Raw genomic sequence first — 22,523 nt, forward strand, 5'->3', positions numbered from 1 at the left:
ACGGAACGGATACGCATGACTGCACCGGAAGCCGATCTCACCGGGTGGACCGCGACGCCGTTCACCGGCGCGGGTTACACCCACGACGTGTACTACAAGGGCGACGGCCCCGGCGTCATCCTGATTCCCGAGATTCCCGGCATCCACCCCGGTGTGCTCGGGCTGGGAAATCACTTGGTGGACAACGGTTTCACCGTCGCGATGCCATCGCTGTTCGGCGAGCCGGGCAAGCCCCTCACCCCCGGCTACACGGTGGCGACAATCACCAAGGCCTGTATTGCCAAGGAGTTCTCGGCCTTCGCCACCAATAAGGAGCGACCGGTGGCGCTGTATCTGCGGGCCCTGGCCCGCGATCTCAACGGCCGCACACCCGGGCCCGGTGTCGGCGTCATCGGGATGTGCTTCACCGGTGGGTTCGCGTTGGCAGCGGCCGTCGACGACGCCGTCCTGGCGCCGGTGCTCAGTCAGCCGTCGGTGCCCTTTCCTGTCACACCCGCACAGCGGCGCGACCCCGGGATGTCCGAAGCCGAGTTGAAAATCGTCGTCAACCGGGCCGAGAAGGACGGATTGTGCGCAATCGGACTGCGATTCACCGGTGACAAAGCAGTGCCGGGGGAGCGGTTCGCCACCTTGCGCCAGCGACTCGGCGACGCGTTCGAGGTCATCGAGATCGACTCGTCCCCGGGCAACGAGCATGGCTTTGGTCGGATGGCGCATTCGGTGCTGACCGACCAGGTGCGCGAACGCGACGGCCACCCTGCCTACGAGGCGCGCAAACGAGTCGTCGAGTTCCTCACTGAGCGGTTGACGGGCTAGCCCTTCCCCCGCGCTGACTCACAGCGGGCACACAGTTCGCAACCCGCACAATTGACTTCACTATGACTTGGGCACGAATCACCCGGCATGAGGCTGCGGCCGCCTGTGTCGGCAGGTCACGATGACGCCATGGTTGATGTCTGCGGTGGCGCTGCTGAGCGACGCCGCGCACCACCTCCGCCATCGGATCGCGGACGTCTCGCTGATGCATGGCTGGCTTCCGTCGGCAGTGAACGCGATAGCTGTTGTCCTGCTGGTCTTTACGGTGGGGTGGCGGTCGCGGCGCTGGTGGTGGGCACGGTTGCCCCTAGCCCTGGCGTTCGGGGCGGCGCTGGTGGCGATTCCGTACTGCTATCTCACCGCTACGGGTCTGTCCGGGGAGCCGCCGCCGGCAGCGCTGTGGATGTGGTTGATGCTGGGCGGCTTGGGTTTTGGTGCCGCGGTGATGGGGTGGCGCGGCACGCGATGGCGACGACGGGTATCGGCGCTGTCGGCCGCGGTGTTGTCGCTGCTCAGCGCGGCGCTAGTCGCCAACGCCTGGGTCGGCTACGTCCCGACCGTCTACTCCGCGTGGAACCAAGTCACCGCTGGACCGCTGCCGCACCAGGCCGACGCCGCCACCGTCGCGGCCATGCAACGCACTCGGGTCAGACCTGCCAACGGGGTGATCGTCCCGGTCGAGATCAGCGGTTCGGTGTCGAATTTTCGGCACCGCGGTGAGCTCGTCTACCTACCGCCCGCATGGTTTGCCAGCAACCCGCCGCCACCGCTGCCGGTGGTGATGATGATCGGCGCGGAGATCAACACCCCGGCTGATTGGGTGCGGGCCGGGGGCGCGGCCCATGCGGCCGATGTCTTCGCGGCCGCACATGGTGGTGCCGCACCGATTCTGGTGTTCGTCGATTCCGGCGGCGCGTTCGGCGTCGACACCGAATGCGTCAACGGCACCCGCGGCAACGCCGCGGATCATCTGACCCGGGAGGTGGTGCCGTTCATGATCTCGAACTTCGGCGCCAGCGCCGACAGCGCCCATTGGGGCGTCGCCGGGTTTTCGACGGGCGGTACCTGCGCGCTGGATCTGACCGCGATGCATCCCGAGCTGTTCAGCACGTTCGTGGACATCGCCGGTGACATCGGTCCCAACGCCGGCACCAAGCAGCAGACCATCAATGCGCTCTTCGGTGGCAGCGCCGCACAATGGGCGGCGTTCGACCCGGCGACCGTCATGGTCCGGCACGGGCCGTACCGCGGCGTGTCGGGCTGGTTCGCTATCGCACCGAGCAGCAATCGCGAGGCCAACAGGGGCGGCCAAGACGTCGCGGCCCGGACGTTATGCCTGCTGGGCCGGTCCCAAGGCATCGACTGCGCGGTGGTTGCGGAGCCGGGTAATCACGACTGGCTGTTCGCTACCGCGGCGTTCGAGGCTGCGCTTCCGTGGCTGGCCGGACAGGTGGGCACTCCGGGGGCACCGCAGCTTCGGTTTCCGGCCAGCACTGCTCAGGCTGGGCCGGGACCGACCATCCAGGCCGCAGGCCCAGCGGGCTGACGTTATCGGCCGGCCGGTTCCGGTTCGGGCTCAGGTGGGCCCGGCTCACCGGTGAGCGCCCCCGGTTTGGTCCGCTGCAGCAGGCGGGACAGCCACGCTGTCAACCGCCCTTGCTTCTTGCCGTCTTTCTCGTCGGCATCCTCGTTGTTCACGGTGTCCAGGGGCGCACCTTTGTAGACGGCCAGATACACGCCGATCGTGGTGACGATGATGATCATCAACACCGGGCCGAGCACGATGCCCCAGAACCCGAACATCTTCAGGCCGGCAAAGACCGACATCAGCATCAGCGCCGCGTTGAGATGTGCGCTCTTGGGCACCAGGAACGGCCGCAGGAGGTTGTCGATGCTGGTGACGACGACGATGTGGAAGATGACGACGAACAGACCGCCGGTGATGTTGCCGAACAACGCCATTCCGATACCAAGGGGAATGGTGACGATGCCACTGCCCAATGGGATGAACGAGAGCACCGTCAAGAAGATGACGAACATGAAGAACCCGGCGTGGATGCCGCCGATGTAGATCGAGATGGCGCCGGCCACACCCTGGCAGACCGCGATGATGAACTGGCCGCGGACGGTCGCGGTCACCATGGCGCCGATCTTCGCCAGATAGATGTCAGATACCTGCTGGCCCAAGGGATTCAGATCGCGGAACAGCGCGAGCACCTTGTCGCCGTTGACAATCAGGGCGAGGAACACGTAGAGGAAGATGATCGCCGAGGTCAGGATGCCCGCGAGGCTGCCCACGGAATCCCTGGCGAACTCGAGTGCGATCTGACCGGCACTCTGGCCGACTTTGGCGATGGTCTCGCGGACCGATTCCGGGGTCAAGGTGATGTGCATGAACGGCACCTTGGCCAGCAGCTGATTGACCGACCCCAAGAGCTGCTGACCCACGTGCGTCAAATCGTTCTGCGCCAACCAATGGCTGATTCCGGTGACCATCTGGCTGATCTGCAGGACCGCCAGGAAGATCACTCCGGACAGCGGGATCCCGACGACGGCGATCGCCGCGAGCAGGGTGAAGGTGGCCGAGATTCCGGCGTTGAAGCGTGCGCGCAGTCTGCAGTACACCGGCATGAACAGGTACGCCAGCACCGCCGCGATCGCGATCAGGACCAGGTAGCTGCGTAGGAAATACGCGCCGAAGCCCAGCGCGATCATGGTCATGACGACCAGCGCACGTTTCTGGGTGGTGGAGAATTCGTCGAGCATCAGCCGCAATCCTAGGGGGCGGTCAGTGCTGACCTGCGAATTTCATGATGTGTTCGTACACGTTGGGGTAGCGCTTCAGGTGGGCGCCACCGTTGAGATCCAGCACCTCGCCGGTGATCCACGACGATTTGGGCGAGCAGAGGAATGCGACGGCATCGGCGATGTCCTGCGGTGTGCCGGTGCGACCGAGCGGGGTGTTCTCGACGTAGTCCTCGACCACACCGGGAATCATCGCCGCCGGTTCTGTCAGCGGGGTGGGGACGAAGCCGGGGGAGACGGCATTGACGCGGATACCGCGCGGCCCCAGCTCGAGCGCGGCCACCTCGGTCAGCATGGCCAGGCCGGCCTTGGCCGAGCAGTAGGCGCTCATCCCGATCGCCGGTTGGCGGGCATTCAGGGAGGCCAAAGAGACGATCGCACCGCCATCGCTCAGGTGGGCGCCGGCGTGCTTGATGACGATGAAGGCGCCAGTCAGGCAGACGTCGATCACCTCGCGGAACTGCTCGACGGCTTGGTCGCCGATCAGGCCGAAACCGCTGAACCCGGCACAGTTGACGACGACCTGCAGGGCGCTGGGCACACTACCGGCGCGCTCGAAGAGTGCCTGCACCGATGCCTCATCAGTGACATCGACGGCCGCCGCGGAGTGCGGTGCGCCGAGTTCGGCGGCGCGGGTCTCGGCACCCTCGGCATTGCGGTCGGCGATGATCACGTCTGCGCCCTCGGCGGCCAGCGTTTGCGCGGTGGCCCAGCCGATACCCGACGCGCCGCCGATGACGACTGCTGTGCGCGTCACGCGAGGTTCTCCTTGGGTCGCGGGTCGCCCCATTTGGCGGTCACCGCGCCCCACGGGTCGGCGTAGACGCCGGGTTTCTTGTAGTACGCCGAGCGGCGTTTGAGCACCTCATGCACGATCGGCGCGGCGACCCGAAGCAGGGGCCGCTTCCAGCCGGCGTTCTCGGCCGTCTCGATCAGCATGTCGGGCCACGAATATCGTTGAAATTCAAGCACTTCCTGAGCCCGGTCGGTGTCCATCCAGTCGGTGGCGAACCATTTCTCGGGGCTGCTGGGATCGCCTTTGCGGCCGATCGGCACGCCGCCGACGAGGCCCATCGCGGCCGAGGCGGCCGGGCCGATATCACCCTGGGTGAGGCGGTGTGTCTTATCCCCGCCGATCAGCAGCGTCTCGCCCACACACGCGGCGGTGGTGGCCGCAGCGAACGCGCGGGCGACATCTCGGACATCGACGGTCTGGATGCGGTTGTCGGTCGGCAGCACACCTTCGAAGAAGATGAAGTCGGGATTGATATCGAGGCTCATCGACACGCTGAGGACACCGCCGAGTCGCAGGACCACCCAGTCCAGCCCGGATTCGCGGACCAACTTCTCGGCGGCCACCTTCTGCGCGCCGTAGATGTCGTACGGCGCCACCGGGGTGTCGGCGGTCAGCACATCGCTGATCTGATGCGGATTGCGCGGCCCGTACACGGCGACGCTGGAGGCCAACACAAAGCGGGGCGGGGTGGGTTGGCTGGCCGCGGCGGAGACCAGGTTGGCGGTGCCGCCGACATTGACCTTCTCGGCCAGTGCGTGCCGGCTGTAGCAGTGCGGGGCGATGACGGCCGCGAGATGGATGATCGCCGCGGGGGTGACGGCGCTGAGCAGCGCGCCGACGGCGGTCGGGTCGGTGAGATCGGCGTAACGCACGTCCACCCCGGCGGGCAGGTTGGCGGCGGCCTTACGGTTGGCGTCGATATCGAGGTCGGTGGCGACCACGTGACGTCCATCGGCGACGAGACGCTGCACGGTCGCGGTGCCCACCAGTCCGAACGCACCTGTCACGAGCACAGCGTCTGACATGAGTCTCCTCATTACGCGGAAGAACTGGAACGTGTTGCAGGGAGGGTACTAGGTGGGCTTGCGCCGTCAGACGCTGATGCAGCGGAAGCCGATATGGCTCATGCCGGTATCGACCATCTGCGGGCGCCGAGCGGCCGGGCGGTAGCGCAGGCAGTAACTGTCGGCGCACAGGAAGGAGCCACCCTTGACCACCTTGCGGCCGATCTGGAACTGCGGCTGGCCGGGGTCATAACTGTCTGCTGCGCAACAGGATTCGATGGTCGCCTGGTCTGACCACCAGTCGCAGGTCCACTCCCACACGTTCCCGGCCATGTCGTAGAGCCCGTAGCCGTTGGGTTCGAAGCTGCCCACCGGTGCGGTGCTGCCATAGCCCGTGTCGGGCAGGTAAGGGAACTCGCCGTGCCAGAAGTTCGCCAGCTTGCGTCCCGGCATCTCGGGATCGTCGCCCCAGGTAAAGACGGTGCCGTCGAGTCCGCCCCGCGCGGCGACCTCCCACTGCGCTTCGGTGGGCAGTGCGAGATGTTTCCACTGTGCGTAGGCCACGGCATCGTCGAACGCGATGTGCACGACGGGATGGTGTTCTCGACCCGTTGTCGACGACCGCGGGCCGCGCGGATGCTTCCAACAGGCGCCCGGCGTCCACACCCACCACTGGCTGAGGTGGCGCAGGTCGACAGGTCCTGCGGTGCGGCGGAAAACCATCGAACCCGGCTGCAGGTTCTTCGGCGGGGCGCCCGGGTAGTCCGCGGGGTTCAGCGGCTGCTCAGCGACCGTGCGATAGCCGGTGTCGGCGACGAATGCGGCGAAGTCGGCGTTGGTCACCTGGTGGGCCTGGATCCAGAATCCCGCCACCGTCACGTCCCGGACGGGCCCCTCCTCGGGATAGTGCGCATCGGAACCCAGCCTGGCGGTCTGGCCCGGAATCCACACAAGGTCACCATCGCTGCCCATCCAGCGAAGTTACCGCCTGGTGCTGCCGCGTTTGCGCCCGTGGCGCGAGGGTATCTGTCACCCCATGCGCGGTAGTCCATGGATCAGTTGACCCTTCTGCTTGGGCTGTTTGTCGCAACGGTGGTATTGGCGCCGGTGGCCGAACGCCTCAAGCTGCCCTACCCGGTGCTGCTGCTGGCGTTCGGGTTGGCCATCGCCTTCCTACCCGCGCTGCCCGCCCCGTCGATCAACCCCGAGTTGATCCTCCCGCTGGTGTTGCCGCCGCTGCTGTTCGCCGCCGCACGGCGCACATCGTGGCGGGAGTTCTTGGATAACCGCCGGGCCATCGGGCTGCTCGCGGTCGCACTGGTCGGCGTGACGGCGTTCTCGGTGGCTGTCGTCCTGCAGTCGCTGGTTCCCGGGTTACCGCTGCTCGCCGCGATCGCCCTGGGGGCTGCGGTCGCGCCGCCGGATCCGGTGGCGGCCACCGCGGTTGCGCGGGAGCTGCGGCTGCCGCGCCGACTGCGCACCACGCTGGAGGGCGAGGGGCTGTCCAACGATGCGACGTCACTGGTTCTCTACGAGGTCGCCATCGCCGGGGCGGTCACCGGCACCTTCTCCGCGTGGGGTGCCGTCGGAACGTTGGCGCTGGCCGTGGTCGTCGGTATTGCGGTCGGGCTGCTCATCGCGGTGCTGGTGCGCTGGCTGCTGGGCAAACTGCCCGCTCATCCCGCGGGCAGCGCACTGGTGCTGTTGATGCCGTTCGCGGCATACGGGGCAGCCGACGTCGCCCATGGCAGCGGGGTGCTGGCGGTGGTGACGCTGGCGCTGGGGTTGAGCCGTTACGCGGATGCCGAATCGGCGCAGACCCGGCTGGTCTCGGGAATGGCGTGGGACATCCTGGAACTTCTGGTAACCGGTGTTGCCTTCGCGTTCGTCGGATTGGAATTGCGTGCCGTCGCCGCCTCGGTGCCCGGCGATGTGGGCGAGCTGATCGTCCAGGCGCTGGTGATCACTGCGCTGGTGATCGTCGTTCGATTCGCCTGGATCTTCCCTGTCGCCTCCATCGACCAGAAGCTCAGGGCACGAAAGGATCCCGAAGCCGAACCGGTCGGCTGGCGGGAGCGGATGGTCGCGTCGTGGGCCGGGATGCGCGGCGTGGTCACCCTGGCCGCCGTGCTTGCTCTTCCGGAAGGCTTCCCCGAACGTGACCGTCTCATTTTCATTGCCTTCGTGGTGATTACCGTGACGCTGCTGCTGCAGGGTTTGACGCTGCCGTTCCTGGTCCGCCGACTCGGCGTGCATGCCTCCGCCCATGAGGAGAGCGATATGGAACACGAGCTGACCCGCCGGGCGCGCGATGCCGGGTATCAGCGCCTGGAGGACATCCGCGCCGAGGGTGACATCGACGAAGGCATGATCGACGAAGCCCACGACAACGCCGACAAGGTGTGGCACAAGCTGGCTTTCGACCAGCATGACGGTGACGATGACCAGAAGGCCGCCAGCGTCGAACACACTCTGCGGGCAGCCGATCTGGAAGGGGAGGTCCTGACCGCTGCCCGCGAGGCCATTGTCACCGCGCGGGCAGAGCGGGGCACCGATCCCACGATCGTCGATGGCCTGTTGCGCAAGCTCGACGGGCATGGTGCCCCGCCGGGCTGAGTCCGCTAGTCGGGGAACACCGTCGTCCAGTCGTCCTTGATGCTCACGACGGTCCACGCCTGGCTCTTCGCCAACTCCAGTGCTTTCTCGGCGCCGGCGACGTAGTCGAATTCCCGGTCGGCGTCGTCGTGGCGGATCATCAGACCGAAAGACGGCGCGGTGCTCGCGCCGGCGAACTGCAGCATTTCGATATCGCCGTTGGAGTTGCCTGCCGCGAAGATGGGGCGCCGACCGATACGACTCCACAGCCGTACCGGCTTGACGGGTCCGTCGTCGAGGAATTCCGGTTGGGCGGTGGTGTAGACATTGCCGTCGCGGTAGACCAGGCCCACCGAACTACCCACCACCCGTTCCGGCGGAATCCCGTAGAGCGGCCCGGTGATGGGTCGCATGAAATCGCGGCCGCCGCCGGAGACGATGTAGTTGGTGAAATCTGCTGCCTCCAGATAACGCAGTAACTCCACCATCGGCGTATATCCGCATGCGGTGTACGGCCGATCCAGGGTTGGATGTCTGGCGTCGGCGAAAAAGGTGTTGAACCGGCTGGTGAGCTCATCGACGGTTATTTCGTGCTGAGACGTAAGGATCGCTGCCACAAGGGGTTTGAGGTCGGTGTCGTCGCCCTGATAGTGCTTGGTGACGGCATCGCCCAACCATGTCAGATCGCCGGAGTAAGCGGCTTTGTACGGTTGGGTCTCACGCAGCGACGGGTCTGCCTGCGCCTGCTCTTTGAACCGGCGCAGCAAGAAGTCCAGCTGGATGTACATCGGTTTCTCACACCACAGGGTGCCGTCGTTGTCGAATACCGCGACGCGGGCCTCCGGTGCGACGAAATCCGGGCCATCGGTGGTGACGCGGTCCACGAAGTCGACGATCGCCGACTTTGTGGGCCCGTCAGTCCAGGAGTCCAGCATCTAGTCGCCCCAGATGATCAGAATGTTGGGTAAGCCGTCAGCCATGATGCCGCGCCCCTCGCATTAGATGCCGGATACCGAATCCGCTTGCGAGGACCACGCTATGCGGCCGGGGCGGTGAAGTCTGCCTTCCGCCGGAAATTCTCAGCCGATAGTCACGCGAGCACGGGGGCTACCGCCGGAGCCGCCTTCGCCGCCTTCATCTGATCGAAAAGCTCGGTGTAGTAGGGCAGGCACTCGAGCATTGCGTGCTCGGTGGTGAACAACGGCTGGTAGCCGAGATCACTCTGGGCCTTCGCGATGGAAAAGTAGTTGTCGAGGTAAACCCGTTCTATCGCAAGGGGTTCCAGCGGTGGCTCGGGGAAACCGAAACGGAAATGCAATCGCTGCCAGATGGTCATTATCCACCGCACCAATGGACCCGAGACCCGGAACTTCGGCCAGCTCTGGCCACAGGCCTCGACGACGGGGCGGGCGAATTCGAACATGTTGATCGGCTCGCCGTCGTTGATGAAATACGCCTGACCCGGGGCGGTGCCACCGGGCACCAGGTGCTCGGCGGCCAGGATGAAGCCGTGAATGAGGTTGTGCACATAAGAGTTGTCCAGTTTTGAATCGGCGCTGCCGACAAGGACTTTGACGTGGCCGGCCAGCACGCTGTCGAACAGCTTGCGGAACATCGTCTTATCGCCCCGACCCCAGATGCCGCTGGGCCGAATGGAACAGGTCAGCAAGCCGTGCGCTCCATTTTCTGCGAGGACGAATTTCTCGGCGACCACCTTGGTCTCGGTGTAGAGGTCGTTGAACCGTTCGGTGTAGGGCAGGGTTTCATCCCCGCCGGAGATGACCTGGCCGCCCATCACGACGCTGTTGGATGCGGTGTAGACGAATCGCTTGACGCCTGCGGCCTGTGCGGCGGCGACGAGATTCTTCGTGCCGCCGACGTTCACCCCGAAGCTGCGCTGCCGGTACTCCTGCGTGACCGACGCCCCGCCCATCAAGTCGATGATCGCTGCGGTGTGGAAGATGGTGTCGACGCCGGCGACAGCCGCGGTGACGTGCTCGACCGCACAGATATCACCGACGATGGCCTGCAGGCGCGGATGCTGCGGCAGCGGTGAGGGCACGCGGTCGAAGGACACCACGTGGTGCCCTCGGGTGAGGAGTTCGGTCACCAGGTTGGCACCCACGAAACCGGAGCCGCCGGTGACCAGGACCCGGCCGAGTTCAGTGGTCAGGTGTGCATCACTCATGCCGGACAGCGTACCGAACGAAGTGGAACGTGTTCCAGTTTTCTTCCCTCGGCCGGGAATTTGACCGCGCTATCAGCCCTCTTCGGCTTCCTCGGCAGCGAGCGCATCCTCGACTCGCTTGCGGGCCCCGGCTAAGTGTTCCTCGCATCGTTTGGCGAGCTTCTCGCCCTTTTCCCAGAGCTGTAGCGATGTATCAAGATCAAGTCCGCCACGCTCGAGAAGCTGGACGACCTCGATCAGTTCGTCGCGGCACTCTTCGTACCCCATGGAACTAATGGGTGTCATATTTGTTTCCGGTTGGGCCTTATCGGGCACCTGAATCTCCCTCTGTCACAGCCGTCACAGCGCCGTCGGCGACCCTGACCCGCAGCCGGGTGCCCGCTGGCGCGTCGGCCGTCGATCGGAGAATCTGCGGTTCTCCAGATTCCGGCATTGTCTGCACCACGGCGTATCCGCGCGCCAACGTAGCCGATGGCCCCAGTGTCGCGAGCCTGGCCGCCAGGTGACCGACCCGGTCGTCCTCGGCGCCGATCAGGCGGGTGATATCGCGGCGAATGGTCATCCTGGCCCGGCTGACGTCCTGCGATCGGGCGGTCAGGGCGCTCAAAGGGTCGGCGAGGACCGGGCGGCTGCGGAGTTGCGCGATATGGCGATCTTCCCGGGTGACCCAGTTGCGCAGCGCCCGCGCACTGCGGCGCCGCAGATCGGCGACCAGAGCCTGTTCGGCGGCGGCATCGGGCACGATGCGTTTGGCGGCATCGGTCGGGGTGGCCGCGCGCAGATCGGCGACGAGGTCACAGAGCGGGTTATCGGGTTCGTGGCCGACGGCGCTGACCACGGGCGTCGTGCAGGCTGCGATGGCCCGGCACAGCGTCTCGTCGGAGAACGGCAGCAGGTCCTCGACGCTGCCGCCGCCGCGGGACACCACGATGACGTCGACATCGGGATCCGAGTCGAGATCGCGCAGTGCCTCCACGATCTGAGCGACCGCGTTAGGACCCTGCACCGCGGTGTTGCGGACCGCGAACCGGACGGCGGGCCAACGCGTTGCGGCGACGTGGGTGACGTCACGCTCGGCGGCGCTGGCGCGTCCGGTGATCAGCCCGATGGTGTCGGGCAGGAACGGGATCGGCCGCTTCAACCGCGGGTCGAAGAGGCCTTCGGCGTCGAGCAACCGGCGCAGCCGGTCGATGCGGGCGAGTAGTTCGCCGATGCCGACCGCTCGAATCTCGTTGACGCGCAACGAGAATGTGCCCCTGCCCGTGTAGAAGTTGGGCTTGCCGCACATCACCACCTGCGTGCCCTCGGTCAGCTTGACCGGCGCGTTGAGCACCAGGTCACGCGGGCAGGTGACGGTCAGCGACATATCGGCGGCTGGATCACGCAACACCATGAACACGGTTTTGGCGTCGGGCCGCACGTTCATCTGAGCGATCTGGCCCTCGACCCAGACGGCGCCGAGTTTGTCGATCCAGCCGGCCACCCTGATGGCGACGGCGCGCACCGGGTAGGGATTCTCCGGTGACTGGCCCGGTTGGGGGCTGTCCTGTGCGGCACTGCTCACTTGGCGGTCGCGCGGGTGATCCTGTTGGCGAGCAGCGTCTGAAACGGTGCACGCGCTTTGGTGGCCTCTTCGTAGCTCAGTAGCTCTTCGAGGTCGCCGACCGATAGCGATTGCAGCCGGGCCCGCAGCTGAGCCAGTGTCAGGGCGTCGTAATCGATCTCCCCGACAACCCCGGCCGCGGCGGCTGCGGCGACGTCATCGGCGGCCGCCGCGTCCGGCTTTACGGTTTCGGTCACCCGGCCGTCGTTGTTCTCGGTCACCGAGTACAGCGCGAACCGGCCCTCGGTCATCCGCTCACCGGTATCGGTGGCCTCGTCGATCACGTCCTCGTCGAACGTCGCCCACTCGGCCTGCTCGTCGTGCGGGGGGAACAGGGTTTCCAGCGTGGAGTCCCCCTTGATCACCAGGTCAGCCACGTCCTGCTGAACCTTCATCACCAGCTGGGCAACCTGGCTGACCACCGTCATCGGATACATCATGATGGTTTGCGGCAGCTTCATGGTTTCCTCGACGGCGGTCGCCGCGACTCCCACCAGCAGTCGGACCCCATACGGTGCAGTAGCCATGGGTGCAAGAGTACGGCTGGCCCCCCGGTGGCGGCAGAAAGTACCCTGGAACACATGCCGCCAACCGTCAACATGGGGATTCCCGGTGCCACCGCCTCGCTGGTCGCGCCCATTGCCGGTAAGCGGGTGCTGCTGGCCGAGCCGCGCGGCTACTGCGCCGGAGTAGATCGAGCCGTCGAAACCGTCGAGCGGGCGTTGGAGAAGCACGGGGCGCCCGTCTACGTTCGCCACGAGATCGTGCACAACCGCTACGTGGTGGAGACCCTGGCTAAGGCCGGGGCGGTGTTCGTCGAGCAGACCGACGAGGTGCCCGAAGGGTCCATCGTGGTGTTCTCCGCCCACGGGGTAGCGCCGACGGTTCACGTGGAGGCCGCCGAGCGCAACCTGCACACCATCGACGCCACCTGCCCGCTGGTCACCAAGGTGCACAACGAAGCCAAACGCTTCGCCCGCGATGACTACGACATCCTGCTGGTGGGCCATGAGGGCCACGAAGAGGTCGTCGGGACCGCAGGGGAAGCCCCCGATCATGTGCAGCTGGTCGACGGTCCCGACTCGGTGGACAACGTTGTCGTGCGTGACCTGAACAAGGTGGTCTGGCTCTCGCAGACCACGCTCAGCGTCGACGAGACCATGGAGACCGTGCGGCGGCTGCGGGAACGCTTCCCGACGCTGCAGGATCCGCCCAGCGACGATATCTGCTACGCCACGCAGAACCGTCAGGTCGCGGTCAAGGCGATGGCCCCCGAATGCGAGTTGGTGATCGTCGTCGGCTCCCGAAACTCGTCGAACTCGGTGCGGCTGGTCGAGGTCGCGCTGAATGCCGGCTCGGATGCGTCGTACCTCGTCGACTACGCCGAGGACATCGACCCCGCCTGGCTCGAGGGCGTGACCACTGTCGGTGTCACCTCGGGTGCCTCGGTGCCTGAGGTGTTGGTCCGCGGCGTGCTGGAGCGGCTGGCCGACTACGGCTACGAGACCGTTCAGCCCGTGACGACGGCCAACGAGACGTTGGTGTTTTCACTGCCGCGGGAAATCCGCGCCGCCCGCCACTAGTCGTCGAGGCTGTGCCGCGCCCGGCGCGGCTGGCTGCGATATTCGATGTGCTTATCGCCGTCTTCGGCGTCTGATCCGCGGTAACGGACCTTGGACACCGGGTGGTGCGTGCTGGGTGTCCCACTCGCGCTCGGCCGGGGCCGCGGCGGCTCATAGGGCTCGAACGATTCGGGCTGCTCGTAGCGGTTCGGCCGCCGCGACGGCCGCTCCCTGGGCTCGAGGCGATCGCGAGCTTCGCGTGCGTCGCGCAGGTCTCGCGGATCCCGGGGGTCGCGCCGGTAATCGCGCGGCGGTGGTGTCCGCAGGTCCGGATCGCGTGGGGTCCGCGGGCGACGGCGTGGGCGGGCTTCGGAGTCAGCGCCCTGCCAATCACGGTCATCGCGCTCGGGTCGGGCTGAGCGATCGGCGCGCGCCGGGCGATCGGCGCGGTCTGCGGCGCGGCGCGGCGCACGGTCGTCGGGATCGAATTCGCCACGGGTGTGGCTGGGCCGCCGGGACCGCCGCGGCTCCACCGGCGGTTCGTCGTGGATGGCACCCAAATCGTCGACGGGTGGGCGGGCGTGCCGCGACCGGGTCGCCGCGGTCCGCCTGGTCGGGCGGTCCCTGGCTGAGCTCGTGGAGTTGGCGGACCGCCGAGCGGTGGCCGGGCGCTCGATCCCGTGTTTGAGTGATGCCGCAGCAGCGTCGGCGTCGGCGACATCGTCGGCGGTGGGGCCGCCGAACAACGTGGACACCTTCGCCTTCACCGCGGCTACCGGACCGGCCTCGGCGGTATCGGGCTCGGCAGTCGTCGTCTCCTGCCTGGTTCTGCGGTTGGCGGCACCGAGGTACCAGCGCGCCATGCCGATCAGCAACACCACCACCGACGTCGTGAACATCAGCACGAATCGCTCGATCAGCGGGTAGCCGCAGTTGATCAGGATGTCTTTGATGCCGTGGATTTCGGAGCTGTGGAACAGGTAGTAGGCGCTTGGCACCGCGATGAACAGAACCAGCGGTGGCTGCACGACGGCGGTGAACAGGGCCGACTGGCGAACGGCCAGCACGGCTGCCACACAGCCGATGACGTAGAGCACCGCGAAGGCGGTAGTGAGGTCCTTCTTGCCAGCTCCGGCGTCGAACGCGAAGCCCACCGCGGTCGCTATCACCGCGATCAGCACAGCACCCCACCACGGCACGCCGGGCAGGTTGGGGAGTGCGGAACGATGATCGGCCGCGACCGACGACCTCACCCGTTGTGCTGCTGACACACGTAGACCGTACCGGCTCATCCCGGGCGGCGACTGGCAGCGATACACCCGGCGTGGCCGCTACGTCCTAGACTCTGGACCCTGTGAGCCTCAATCTCGGAATCGTCGGTCTACCCAACGTCGGCAAGTCGACGCTGTTCAATGCGCTCACGCGCAATAACGTGCTGGCGGCCAACTACCCGTTCGCGACCATCGAGCCCAACGAGGGCGTCGTACCGTTGCCGGATCCGCGGTTGGGGCAGCTGGCCAAAATCTTCGGCTCGGAGAAGCTGGTGCCCGCGCCGGTGACGTTCGTCGATATCGCCGGCATCGTGAAGGGCGCCTCCGAGGGGGCCGGACTGGGTAACAAGTTCCTGGCCAATATCCGCGAATGCGATGCCATCTGTCAGGTCGTGCGGGTCTTCGCCGACGATGACGTCGTGCACGTCGACGGCAAGGTCGACCCGAAATCCGATATCGAGGTCATCGAGACCGAGCTGATCCTGGCCGATCTGCAGACGCTGGAAAAGGCGGTGCCCCGCCTGGAGAAGGAAGCCCGCACCAATAAGGAACGCAAGCCGATCCACGAGGTCGCGGTGGCGGCCCAGGAAATCCTCAACGGTGGCACGACGTTGTTCGCCGCGGGATCGAAGATCGATTCGGCGCTGCTGCGTGAGTTGAATCTGATGACGGTCAAACCGTTCCTCTACGTTTTCAACGCCGACGAGTCGGTGCTCACCGACGACGCCAAGCTCGCGGAGCTGCGGGCGTTGGTCGCACCGGCCGACGCGGTGTTCCTCGACGCCAAGATCGAAGCCGAGCTCCAAGAGCTTGACGACGAGTCCGCTGTCGAGCTGCTGGAATCCATCGGCCAGACCGAACGTGGGCTGGATGCGTTGGCGCGCGCCGGTTTTCACACGTTGAACCTGCAGACCTATCTGACAGCCGGGCCCAAGGAATCGCGGGCCTGGACGATCCACAAAGGTGACACCGCTCCGAAAGCCGCCGGTGTCATCCACACCGATTTCGAGAAGGGTTTCATCAAGGCCGAGATCGTCTCTTTCGAGGATCTGCTTGCCGCCGGGTCGATGGCCGCCGCCAAGTCCGCAGGCAAGGTGCGGATGGAAGGCAAGGAATACGTGATGGTCGACGGTGACGTGGTGGAGTTCCGTTTCAACGTCTAGGAGCAAGCGTTGACCGTATGAGGAGTCGATGTGACCGACAAGCCGCTGCCCTTCCAGGACGAGATCGAAGCGATGCTCGTCAACCACACGAGCACCCGTTTCGGGGAAGTGGCGAGAGCTATGAAACGAGGGCTCACCGACGCCGAAATGGCTGAGGAAGCGCGGTGAAGGGGCAGCCCATCGGTGCCGATAGCATTGCCGCGGTGCGCAGGATCGTCCGCTTGACGTTCGACGACAAACTCGTTACCGCACAGTCCGAGGCGGGAGAACTAGGGAATTGCTTCCGAGAGCTGAAGAATCACCGATGTTCGGCCGGACTGTTGCAGCACATCGACACCCGTCTGGCCCAACTGCAGGGTATCGGGCCCAACGCCATGAAAACGTCGGTCGGCGCTGGCCACGTGGGCTCGAACACAGCGTCTCAGCAGCAGAGGCTCGGACCGCTCTGCCCGCAGTGCTTTCAGTTCCATAACGGCGAATGCCATTGAGATGCATGGTATTCCGGTCGAGGGCAGTTGAGTTTCGTGAGAGCCGGGGGGCGGCCAAATTGAAGTGGCGCGACGAAATTCTCCTCGTGGGCTCGCTGATAACGAGCGTGGCACTGCTCGCTGTCGCCCACTACACCGGCGATCCCGGTTGGCTGGCGTGTCATTTGCCGGCTGCCCCCGGGGGTGACGGGATCCTGTGGCAGGTCCAAACAACCTTCCTGTCGGTCGGATTCGCTGGGCTCGCAATAGCCGCACAATTGTTCGCCGAGTCTCCTCTGGCGATCGGGGCCTCTCGAGGGCGAGTGATTGAGTACACCAGAGCTCGCCGGTTCGTCGCCGTTGGTCTGGTGGCGAATGCGGTGATCGCAATCGAGACGATGTGGTTTTCGAGCGGGCTTGGCGTCCTTGGTGTTTCGCTCGTCTGGTTCGTTCCGACGGTTGTCTTGCTCGTGGTGTCAGCGCTCAAGCTAATGAGGCTGTTTGGCCATCCAACGCTTCTGGACGAACTGATTCGCACCTCGCTGGTTGGATCGTTGACGAGTCGTCTCGAAGAGGTGTCGCGCAGGTACTTCGAAGCGGAGAAGCAGCTGAATGGACTCTTCACATCAAGCTGGTCTCTCGTCGGCCAAAGTTCCTCGATCGTCACACTTCGAGTTCCTGTGTCACAGGCCGGCAAGGTCGTCAAAACCATCAACCCGAACGCCGTAAGGCAAGCGCGCTCCCTGCTTGCGTTTTTGGCACCTGACATCTGGCCTGCCGAGGCTGGGAGTGCGGGTAGCTATGTGCCGCCACAAATCGCCCGGGATGTTGAGCCTGGTGACCGCACTCGCCTTGGCGAAACGGCATTCCACGTTTTCACCCCCGGGCCACTGGATGCTCGGCGGCAGGATCTGATCATCCGAATCTTGCAGTCAAGTATCGAGTTCGAACCTGAAGATGAGGTCACGCCAGATGAAGAGATAAGCCGCGAAATCGCCCATCTTAAAGACGCTATCGGCACTAGCGTCCGGTCCGGAGCGTTCTCTACTGCGGAGAGGGCTGTCGAGTTGCTCGGACACGTCATACAAGGTGTCTGGCTGACGAACTTGGCCAATATTGCCTCGTCCCGACGCGGTTCGCTGGCCCGTAGAGACTTGCTGTTTCGCAGCATGGGGGAAGTTGAGCAGGACGCAGCCTTCTCTCCGCGCGCGGCAGGAATGTTCGTCGGCCAAGCTATGAAGAGGGCGCTCGAAGCGCCCCGCACCGGTTCGAGCGAATACGTCGACGAATGTCTCCGCAGCTTCACCCGGACCTGGTCGGACATCCTCCGGCAAGAGGAAGCGGAATTCGATCATATTCCTAGCCGCATTGTCATCTGCGTGCAGAACCTTGCCGCGTACTCCGCTCAAGAGCAGCGTGAGGTCATCTCATCCCGCGCGACGTGGACGATGGTCGAACTCGTCAAACTTGCACTCGATGCGCACAAGCCTGAAGCTGCCATACTCGCTGCCAACGAGCTCGGCGGGCTATTCAAGTACGCCGATCGCGATGGGATTCGGAGAACGCACGTCAGAGCCGGCCAACTCGTTCTTACTGGGTGGCTGGACTACCTCGCAGACAAGGGCGACAACCGAGCTCCGACCGGTGCGAACCTTCGAAAGGTGGTGACGCCTCGCGGCACCTTGACCGAGATCATCGCCGCCCGGAATCTCGCCGAACGAGGCGATATTCCGTTCAGCCGCTGGGACTTATGGGAGACGAGATTCAGCGGTTCTGGGCGTGCTCAGGTCCTGGAGCTCTCGCACTACATTGACAAAGCTCAATTGGCCGCGCTTGCCTCGTCTTACGGGCCGCTTCCCGCCGCCAAGGACCAAGAGACGGCGGCGGAATATCAGCGATTTCTGCGGCTATTCAACGAGCGAGACGGCGACTTGAGCGCAGCCGAGCTCGAACTCAAGGCCAACTTAAGCGGCGAGATTGACAGGTGGGACGCCGCCGAGAACCAGCGGTTAGCTAGCGAATCGCTCTCAGTCACTCGTGTTGATGCTTTGCGAAACGCGCTGACGAAGACTCTCGATGCTGGCCGGCGACTCGCCAACGAAATTCCTTGTGAAGGTGACGTACCAGCAGATGCTGACGTATCGCGGCAAATTCTTAGAATGAACATTCGCATTCCGCGGCACTATCTCGTTGACGAGACCTTCAATCAGACCTATGCCGATCCGGGAGAGATTGGCGACGTGATCGCGCGTGGCATGATCGACGGCGAGGAACACAGAGTCGTCGAACTGCTGCGGACTCTTCAGGACGTACGCCTTGCGCCGTCGGCGCGGGCGATCCGCGAGCAGATTGATGCGCTCGGAGTCGAGGCCAAGCATTACGTCCTCCTGACGCCGTATGGCGGCCTCGTGGAGGTGGATTCGTGGTATTCGGACGAGTTTTCCGAGGCACTCACCCGAGTGATTCACATCGAGACGTCTGCACTAGATGACGAGGCACTACTTTTCGACGGTCGTTCAACTCTGGTTTCCTGCCGCGGACCCGAGGAGAAAGAGGGTCTCGCGCCAGTCGGCGACACTTCAATTGCGCTCGGTGTGTTCGAAGACGTGGAAAGGGGCGACGAGCCGCAGGTCCGAGTTGAAGTCGGCGAGCGCTTCGTTGTCTGGCCAGGTGCTGCTCCTCGCGTGACTCGCTTTGGCATCGATCTGGCGACTCATAGTGGTGCCAATTCTTGATGAAGCAGGATCAGAGATTGTGGGAGTCCTAGGATGAAGTTCTTGACTTCGTGCGTGAGATTTTTACTGTGAGGACGGCGGTAGCGTTGGCTATCCAATCGTCGACGGTGTAGCCGACACTGAGTTGACGCCGCACCACGGGTAGCTTTCACGCGCGAATTTAGTGCTCAAAATAAAAATTTAGTGCTGCTCAAGTAAGATCTGATACCGCGCCGAAGTCAGGCACCCACACCCCTTCAAGGAATAGTGGGGCGGGGGTTCTGTCTCCGTCGCTCCTTGCCGCGCGGCTATTCGTTACGTAGACGCCCCGTGAGATGCTGTGCGATTGATGTTTTTACTACACTCGTCAGCTTTGCCAACTCGCCATATGCGGCACGAACCGCGGGGATGTCCCCAGGCTGCTCGTCTGCCATGATCGCATTCTGCTGCGCGTGCATGATGCTGGTGAACTCTGACTCCCGGCGTTTCATGGAGTCGAGCACTTTACGAATGCTGGGATCGGTGACGACCAAATCTGCCGCGACGAGCTTGCTGTCGAACATGAGAAGGCTGGCAGTCCAACGGTTGTATGCGGTCTGCGCCGAATCGAATTTTCCGATAAGTCGACGATCGCCTGGTGAAATGTCATGCACCAGGCCTAGGTCAGCCAGTGCATCGCACAACTGTTGCGTCGGAATCATCCACGCGCCGAGTGCGCGGACGACTTCGCTCATGGCGGTGATCTGCTCGCGTACATGTTCGCGGTCGAGCAATTGCTCATGTCTCCGCTCAGCGCGTGTGAGCTCTTCCCGGTGCAGCCGACGCGCTTGAGTTAGCGTCTCACGATGCTGTTGTCGGAGTCGCTTCAGATCTTCGCGGTGCTGTTTATCGTTTGTGGTGATCTCGCGACGGGCGTCGAATCGAGCCAACGCGGATTGCAGTAGCGCCACCAGGACTGCCGCAAATGTTCCCACGGCACCCCACTCGGCAGCACCCCACGCGGGAAAGAGGTGGGAGATCAATGGGTGAACCCGCCAACCGGCAAGCGATAGCACGCGCTGTGCCCCAACGATTAAAAAGGCAAAGGTGATAAGTAGGCCGCGTGATAGCCGTTTCGAGTGCAGCACGAGCAGTAAGTCTGCTCGATCACTAGCGAATGCGACAGAGCGTCAGTAGAACCACCCGCGTACGCCGTCCGTATCGCCGTCGACGTCGACGAGGCGATCAGCAGAGGCAAGATCACGGCCCGCCGCGGGTATTGGCTGACGCTCATTGCGGCCGACCCAGGCATGAGTCGGTCTAGGTCGTAGCCGACGAGCTCGTCGAATTGCCCACTAGCGTATTACCGCTGCCTTCGGTCCTCGATTCGGATGCTGCAAGGCAGAAGTCGTCATTAAGCTTGATTACCAGCGCCACTGTCAGTCGCAACGCTGTGATATAGGCGTGGAAGTGGGATTCCTCGCCGTCCCCGTTGCCTTGGATTCCGTGAAGGTACTTGTTCCGCAACTGAGGCCCGTCACTAAAGTCGACCCCATTGAGAAAGTAGTTGAAGTATTGGGCTTCCGCCGTGGTCAGCAACGACGAACGGCGCGTCGCCCAACCCTTCGTGACCATGGCGTCCGCCTCCGCTCTTCCGGCAGTTGAGAGGTGGTAGAAGCTCACCGCCTGGGTGGTGAATAGGGATATGAGGATGGCCAACCGTTCCATGTTCACGAACTCAACACGCGTTCCAGTGTCCTCAAGTATTCCGCGTGCGATGAGGTGGTCGATGCTGGGCCTTTGGTGATTCTTGAAGTCGTTGTATGCAATCCGATTATTCAGAATAAGGGTGGCTGCGTTATGCGCAGTCAGACCCTCGTTGATATAGATCAATGTCGACTGGTCGGAGAACAAAAGATGAAGGATCTTGACTATCTCTTCATCGTCGGACCTATACACATACTTGCCCTCGACAAGACTTGGAATTTCCTTATAGCGGACCTGCTCGGACCGCATCGCGAGCAGGTCGTGGTCGAGTTCGCCATCCTTTACGAACAAGTCAAATTGGCTTGCGGCGCTTTCCATTTCCGCGAATAGATGCCTCACCCTCTGAAGGTATGACGTTCCGCTGTCCGACGGCGTGAATGAGAAATTCTCGGCACCGAAGTCCTCAACGAGGTACTCCTCGAAAAACCAGGCGACGACGCGCTCAAGGTGAATGTTCCGCGACTCTAGAAATTGGTGGTACATGTGCGTCTGCAGAAGGGTACGCATATCGATGTCACGAAACACGGTGCCGATCTTGTATTCGGCTACTCCTGTGGTCCCCATCATTCGTTCCATCACACCTAGATGCGCCGGGTAGGAGGGAAGGGTTAGCAGCGCTTGATGGTCAACGAATTGGAATAAGTGCTGAAAGTTGTTGAGGATGCCACAGTTGTCCGAGGACTCTTCCAACCAGCGACTGCCGTATGTGTATCTAGAATACAAGTCCGAGGTGCCCATCTCGGACACGACTAGTTGATCTTGGGTGCCAGAGACACCCACTTCACATCCAGTCTTGATGCCAATATTCTCGGCGAAGAACTGCGCGGTTATCTCAGCGCTGCGTCGTTTCGCGTGCAGCTTGAGCTTGGCGTCGATTCCGGCCGAACGATTCTCTGCGGCGGTCGCAATCAGCCTGAGATAGTTCGGGTTCGCATCCTCACTCGCGACGTAGGCGTCCAGCAACTCTCGAGCGTCGGCTGGTGTAAAGCTCGGTGGAAGGTGAACGTCTCTTCGCGCATCGATCCAGAGGTACTTCCTTACAAGGTGTTCGGCACCCCCGTTACTTGGAACACGCAGCACGTCGCGAATCTCGGCGTCGTAGGCCACTACAAGCTTCTTTGCCGTGAGCAAATCCCCGAGAGTGACGCCCGCAGTGGCCAGTGCCGGAAGCACCGTCGCGCTGTTGCAGCGCTCGTAGGCCTTGTATCGACCAAGAAGGTCCAGAAGGTCGTCGCGGTAATCATGACCAACATCCGCTACAGCGGCCGCGAACTTAGTGTTATCAATCGTTGAAAAAAACCGCGCTACTGCGGTATGGATCTGTGCAATTCGAGCCCTGGCCTTATTTCGCTGCTCTTCTGTGTAGTCGTTTGGAAAGAAATCGTGTTCGAGGTACTTCTGCACGTTATGGAGTTCAAGGATGTCCTCGATGCGCGTCGGGGTATTCTGAGGATCGAACTGCTCGGCGATTTCGGCTACGCGCCGGACGTGCCAACCGGCGGCCGAGTCATTTGCTCCATAGAAGACAACCCGTAGCGAACTCGCGTCCTCATCAACCACTTGCTGACCTCGCCTCGCCTCGTTTTGCCCCGACGTCTCAATTGTGATGCACAGGTCCGACATATGATGCCCGCGAGTCGCCTGGGTATGCCGACGAGTTGGGTGATGCCAGAGGGTCGTGCCGGTGTCGCACGAGTTGCCGATGTACGAATGGTTGTTGTCGCGATCCCGCGGGTTCCGACCTCGTTCTAGAGCTGATTGGAAAGTTCAGCGAACTTCGAGACCCGGGCGGT

General features: G+C 63.6%; 20 protein-coding genes. 7 read left to right on the forward strand and 13 right to left on the reverse strand.

Features of this window, described 5'->3' with window-relative positions:
- Positions 1-15: 15 nt before the first annotated feature.
- Complete coding sequence (locus ADBZ9O_RS09865; RefSeq protein WP_526530687.1) at positions 16-816, forward strand: dienelactone hydrolase family protein; 801 nt, start codon at positions 16-18, stop codon at positions 814-816.
- Positions 817-952: 136 nt separating this feature from the next.
- A complete protein-coding gene (locus ADBZ9O_RS09870; RefSeq protein WP_526533013.1) occupies positions 953-2,362 on the forward strand; it encodes an alpha/beta hydrolase in 1,410 nt (469 codons plus the stop codon).
- 2 nt (positions 2,363-2,364) lie between these two features.
- Here the strand turns inward: ADBZ9O_RS09870 and ADBZ9O_RS09875 are convergent, their stop codons facing one another.
- From ADBZ9O_RS09875 to ADBZ9O_RS09890, 4 genes are all read right to left on the reverse strand, one after another.
- Positions 2,365-3,582, reverse strand: coding sequence for an AI-2E family transporter (locus ADBZ9O_RS09875; protein ID WP_526530689.1), 1,218 nt, complete (start codon positions 3,580-3,582; stop codon positions 2,365-2,367).
- A 22-nt stretch (positions 3,583-3,604) separates the two neighbouring features.
- Positions 3,605-4,411, reverse strand: coding sequence for an SDR family NAD(P)-dependent oxidoreductase (locus ADBZ9O_RS09880; RefSeq protein ID WP_526530691.1), 807 nt, complete (start codon positions 4,409-4,411; stop codon positions 3,605-3,607).
- Positions 4,375-5,442, reverse strand: coding sequence for an NAD-dependent epimerase/dehydratase family protein (locus ADBZ9O_RS09885; protein ID WP_526530693.1), 1,068 nt, complete (start codon positions 5,440-5,442; stop codon positions 4,375-4,377). The genes ADBZ9O_RS09880 and ADBZ9O_RS09885 overlap by 37 nt, the downstream gene beginning before the upstream one ends.
- 66 nt (positions 5,443-5,508) lie before the next feature.
- Positions 5,509-6,393 carry a formylglycine-generating enzyme family protein gene (locus ADBZ9O_RS09890; protein WP_526530695.1) on the reverse strand — a complete coding sequence of 295 codons (885 nt, stop codon included), beginning with the start codon at positions 6,391-6,393 and terminating at the stop codon, positions 5,509-5,511.
- Between the two features lie 78 nt (positions 6,394-6,471).
- Here ADBZ9O_RS09890 and ADBZ9O_RS09895 point away from each other — a divergent pair, with 78 nt between their 5' ends.
- Positions 6,472-8,037: a Na+/H+ antiporter gene (locus ADBZ9O_RS09895; protein ID WP_526530697.1), complete on the forward strand. Its 1,566-nt coding sequence runs from the start codon at positions 6,472-6,474 to the stop codon at positions 8,035-8,037.
- Positions 8,038-8,042: 5 nt separating this feature from the next.
- On the opposite strand, the gene ADBZ9O_RS09900 is transcribed toward ADBZ9O_RS09895, so the two are convergent.
- The 5 genes from ADBZ9O_RS09900 to ADBZ9O_RS09920 form a co-directional block, all read right to left on the reverse strand.
- Positions 8,043-8,951 carry an HAD family hydrolase gene (locus tag ADBZ9O_RS09900; protein WP_526530699.1) on the reverse strand — a complete coding sequence of 303 codons (909 nt, stop codon included), beginning with the start codon at positions 8,949-8,951 and terminating at the stop codon, positions 8,043-8,045.
- A 155-nt stretch (positions 8,952-9,106) separates the two neighbouring features.
- The gene (locus ADBZ9O_RS09905; RefSeq protein ID WP_526530701.1) at positions 9,107-10,204 is read right to left on the reverse strand and encodes a 3-beta-hydroxysteroid dehydrogenase; all 1,098 of its coding nucleotides are present in this window, start codon (positions 10,202-10,204) and stop codon (positions 9,107-9,109) included.
- Positions 10,205-10,276: 72 nt separating this feature from the next.
- The gene (locus tag ADBZ9O_RS09910; protein WP_526533015.1) at positions 10,277-10,489 is read right to left on the reverse strand and encodes an exodeoxyribonuclease VII small subunit; all 213 of its coding nucleotides are present in this window, start codon (positions 10,487-10,489) and stop codon (positions 10,277-10,279) included.
- A 19-nt stretch (positions 10,490-10,508) separates the two neighbouring features.
- Entirely contained in the window at positions 10,509-11,768 is a 1,260-nt protein-coding gene (xseA, locus tag ADBZ9O_RS09915) for an exodeoxyribonuclease VII large subunit (RefSeq protein ID WP_526530703.1), read from the reverse strand.
- Positions 11,765-12,334 (reverse strand): lipid droplet-associated protein, encoded by a 570-nt coding sequence (locus ADBZ9O_RS09920; RefSeq protein WP_526530705.1) that lies wholly within the window; start codon positions 12,332-12,334, stop codon positions 11,765-11,767. Before ADBZ9O_RS09920 ends, xseA begins: the two co-directional genes overlap by 4 nt.
- Positions 12,335-12,388: 54 nt before the next feature.
- On the opposite strand from ADBZ9O_RS09920, the gene ADBZ9O_RS09925 reads away from it, so the two are divergent.
- The gene (locus ADBZ9O_RS09925) at positions 12,389-13,390 is read left to right on the forward strand and encodes a 4-hydroxy-3-methylbut-2-enyl diphosphate reductase (RefSeq protein ID WP_526530707.1); all 1,002 of its coding nucleotides are present in this window, start codon (positions 12,389-12,391) and stop codon (positions 13,388-13,390) included.
- Here ADBZ9O_RS09925 and ADBZ9O_RS09930 read toward each other — a convergent pair.
- A complete protein-coding gene (locus ADBZ9O_RS09930; RefSeq protein WP_526530709.1) occupies positions 13,387-14,640 on the reverse strand; it encodes a DUF6542 domain-containing protein in 1,254 nt (417 codons plus the stop codon). The two genes, ADBZ9O_RS09925 and ADBZ9O_RS09930, sit on opposite strands and share 4 nt — an antisense overlap.
- 83 nt (positions 14,641-14,723) lie before the next feature.
- Between ADBZ9O_RS09930 and ychF the strand changes: the two genes are divergently transcribed.
- Positions 14,724-15,803 carry a redox-regulated ATPase YchF gene (gene ychF, locus ADBZ9O_RS09935; RefSeq protein ID WP_526530711.1) on the forward strand — a complete coding sequence of 360 codons (1,080 nt, stop codon included), beginning with the start codon at positions 14,724-14,726 and terminating at the stop codon, positions 15,801-15,803.
- A gap of 30 nt (positions 15,804-15,833) precedes the next feature.
- Positions 15,834-15,971 carry a hypothetical protein gene (locus tag ADBZ9O_RS09940; RefSeq protein WP_526530713.1) on the forward strand — a complete coding sequence of 46 codons (138 nt, stop codon included), beginning with the start codon at positions 15,834-15,836 and terminating at the stop codon, positions 15,969-15,971.
- Positions 15,972-16,072: 101 nt separating this feature from the next.
- Here ADBZ9O_RS09940 and ADBZ9O_RS09945 read toward each other — a convergent pair whose 3' ends face one another.
- Positions 16,073-16,288 carry a hypothetical protein gene (locus ADBZ9O_RS09945; RefSeq protein ID WP_526530715.1) on the reverse strand — a complete coding sequence of 72 codons (216 nt, stop codon included), beginning with the start codon at positions 16,286-16,288 and terminating at the stop codon, positions 16,073-16,075.
- An 8-nt stretch (positions 16,289-16,296) separates the two neighbouring features.
- Here ADBZ9O_RS09945 and ADBZ9O_RS09950 point away from each other — a divergent pair, with 8 nt between their 5' ends.
- Entirely contained in the window at positions 16,297-19,005 is a 2,709-nt protein-coding gene (locus tag ADBZ9O_RS09950; RefSeq protein WP_526530717.1) for a hypothetical protein, read from the forward strand.
- A 287-nt stretch (positions 19,006-19,292) separates the two neighbouring features.
- On the opposite strand, the gene ADBZ9O_RS09955 is transcribed toward ADBZ9O_RS09950, so the two are convergent.
- The gene (locus ADBZ9O_RS09955; protein ID WP_526530719.1) at positions 19,293-20,111 is read right to left on the reverse strand and encodes a hypothetical protein; all 819 of its coding nucleotides are present in this window, start codon (positions 20,109-20,111) and stop codon (positions 19,293-19,295) included.
- A gap of 172 nt (positions 20,112-20,283) precedes the next feature.
- Positions 20,284-22,290 carry a hypothetical protein gene (locus tag ADBZ9O_RS09960; protein WP_526530721.1) on the reverse strand — a complete coding sequence of 669 codons (2,007 nt, stop codon included), beginning with the start codon at positions 22,288-22,290 and terminating at the stop codon, positions 20,284-20,286.
- Positions 22,291-22,523 lie beyond the last annotated feature (233 nt).

Origin of the sequence: Mycobacterium sp. (assembly GCF_965229105.1) — a bacterium.
Lineage (GTDB): Bacteria > Actinomycetota > Actinomycetes > Mycobacteriales > Mycobacteriaceae > Mycobacterium.

Coding starts and splice junctions, on each gene's coding strand:
- ADBZ9O_RS09865 (WP_526530687.1), top strand. CDS start 16: ATGACTGCACCGGAAGCCGATCTCACCGGGTGGACCGCGACGCCGTTC.
- ADBZ9O_RS09870 (WP_526533013.1), top strand. CDS start 953: ATGTCTGCGGTGGCGCTGCTGAGCGACGCCGCGCACCACCTCCGCCAT.
- ADBZ9O_RS09875 (WP_526530689.1), bottom strand. CDS start 3,582: ATGCTCGACGAATTCTCCACCACCCAGAAACGTGCGCTGGTCGTCATG.
- ADBZ9O_RS09880 (WP_526530691.1), bottom strand. CDS start 4,411: ATGGGGCGACCCGCGACCCAAGGAGAACCTCGCGTGACGCGCACAGCA.
- ADBZ9O_RS09885 (WP_526530693.1), bottom strand. CDS start 5,442: ATGTCAGACGCTGTGCTCGTGACAGGTGCGTTCGGACTGGTGGGCACC.
- ADBZ9O_RS09890 (WP_526530695.1), bottom strand. CDS start 6,393: ATGGGCAGCGATGGTGACCTTGTGTGGATTCCGGGCCAGACCGCCAGG.
- ADBZ9O_RS09895 (WP_526530697.1), top strand. CDS start 6,472: ATGGATCAGTTGACCCTTCTGCTTGGGCTGTTTGTCGCAACGGTGGTA.
- ADBZ9O_RS09900 (WP_526530699.1), bottom strand. CDS start 8,951: ATGCTGGACTCCTGGACTGACGGGCCCACAAAGTCGGCGATCGTCGAC.
- ADBZ9O_RS09905 (WP_526530701.1), bottom strand. CDS start 10,204: ATGAGTGATGCACACCTGACCACTGAACTCGGCCGGGTCCTGGTCACC.
- ADBZ9O_RS09910 (WP_526533015.1), bottom strand. CDS start 10,489: ATGACACCCATTAGTTCCATGGGGTACGAAGAGTGCCGCGACGAACTG.
- ADBZ9O_RS09920 (WP_526530705.1), bottom strand. CDS start 12,334: ATGGCTACTGCACCGTATGGGGTCCGACTGCTGGTGGGAGTCGCGGCG.
- ADBZ9O_RS09925 (WP_526530707.1), top strand. CDS start 12,389: ATGCCGCCAACCGTCAACATGGGGATTCCCGGTGCCACCGCCTCGCTG.
- ADBZ9O_RS09945 (WP_526530715.1), bottom strand. CDS start 16,288: ATGGCATTCGCCGTTATGGAACTGAAAGCACTGCGGGCAGAGCGGTCC.
- ADBZ9O_RS09950 (WP_526530717.1), top strand. CDS start 16,297: ATGGTATTCCGGTCGAGGGCAGTTGAGTTTCGTGAGAGCCGGGGGGCG.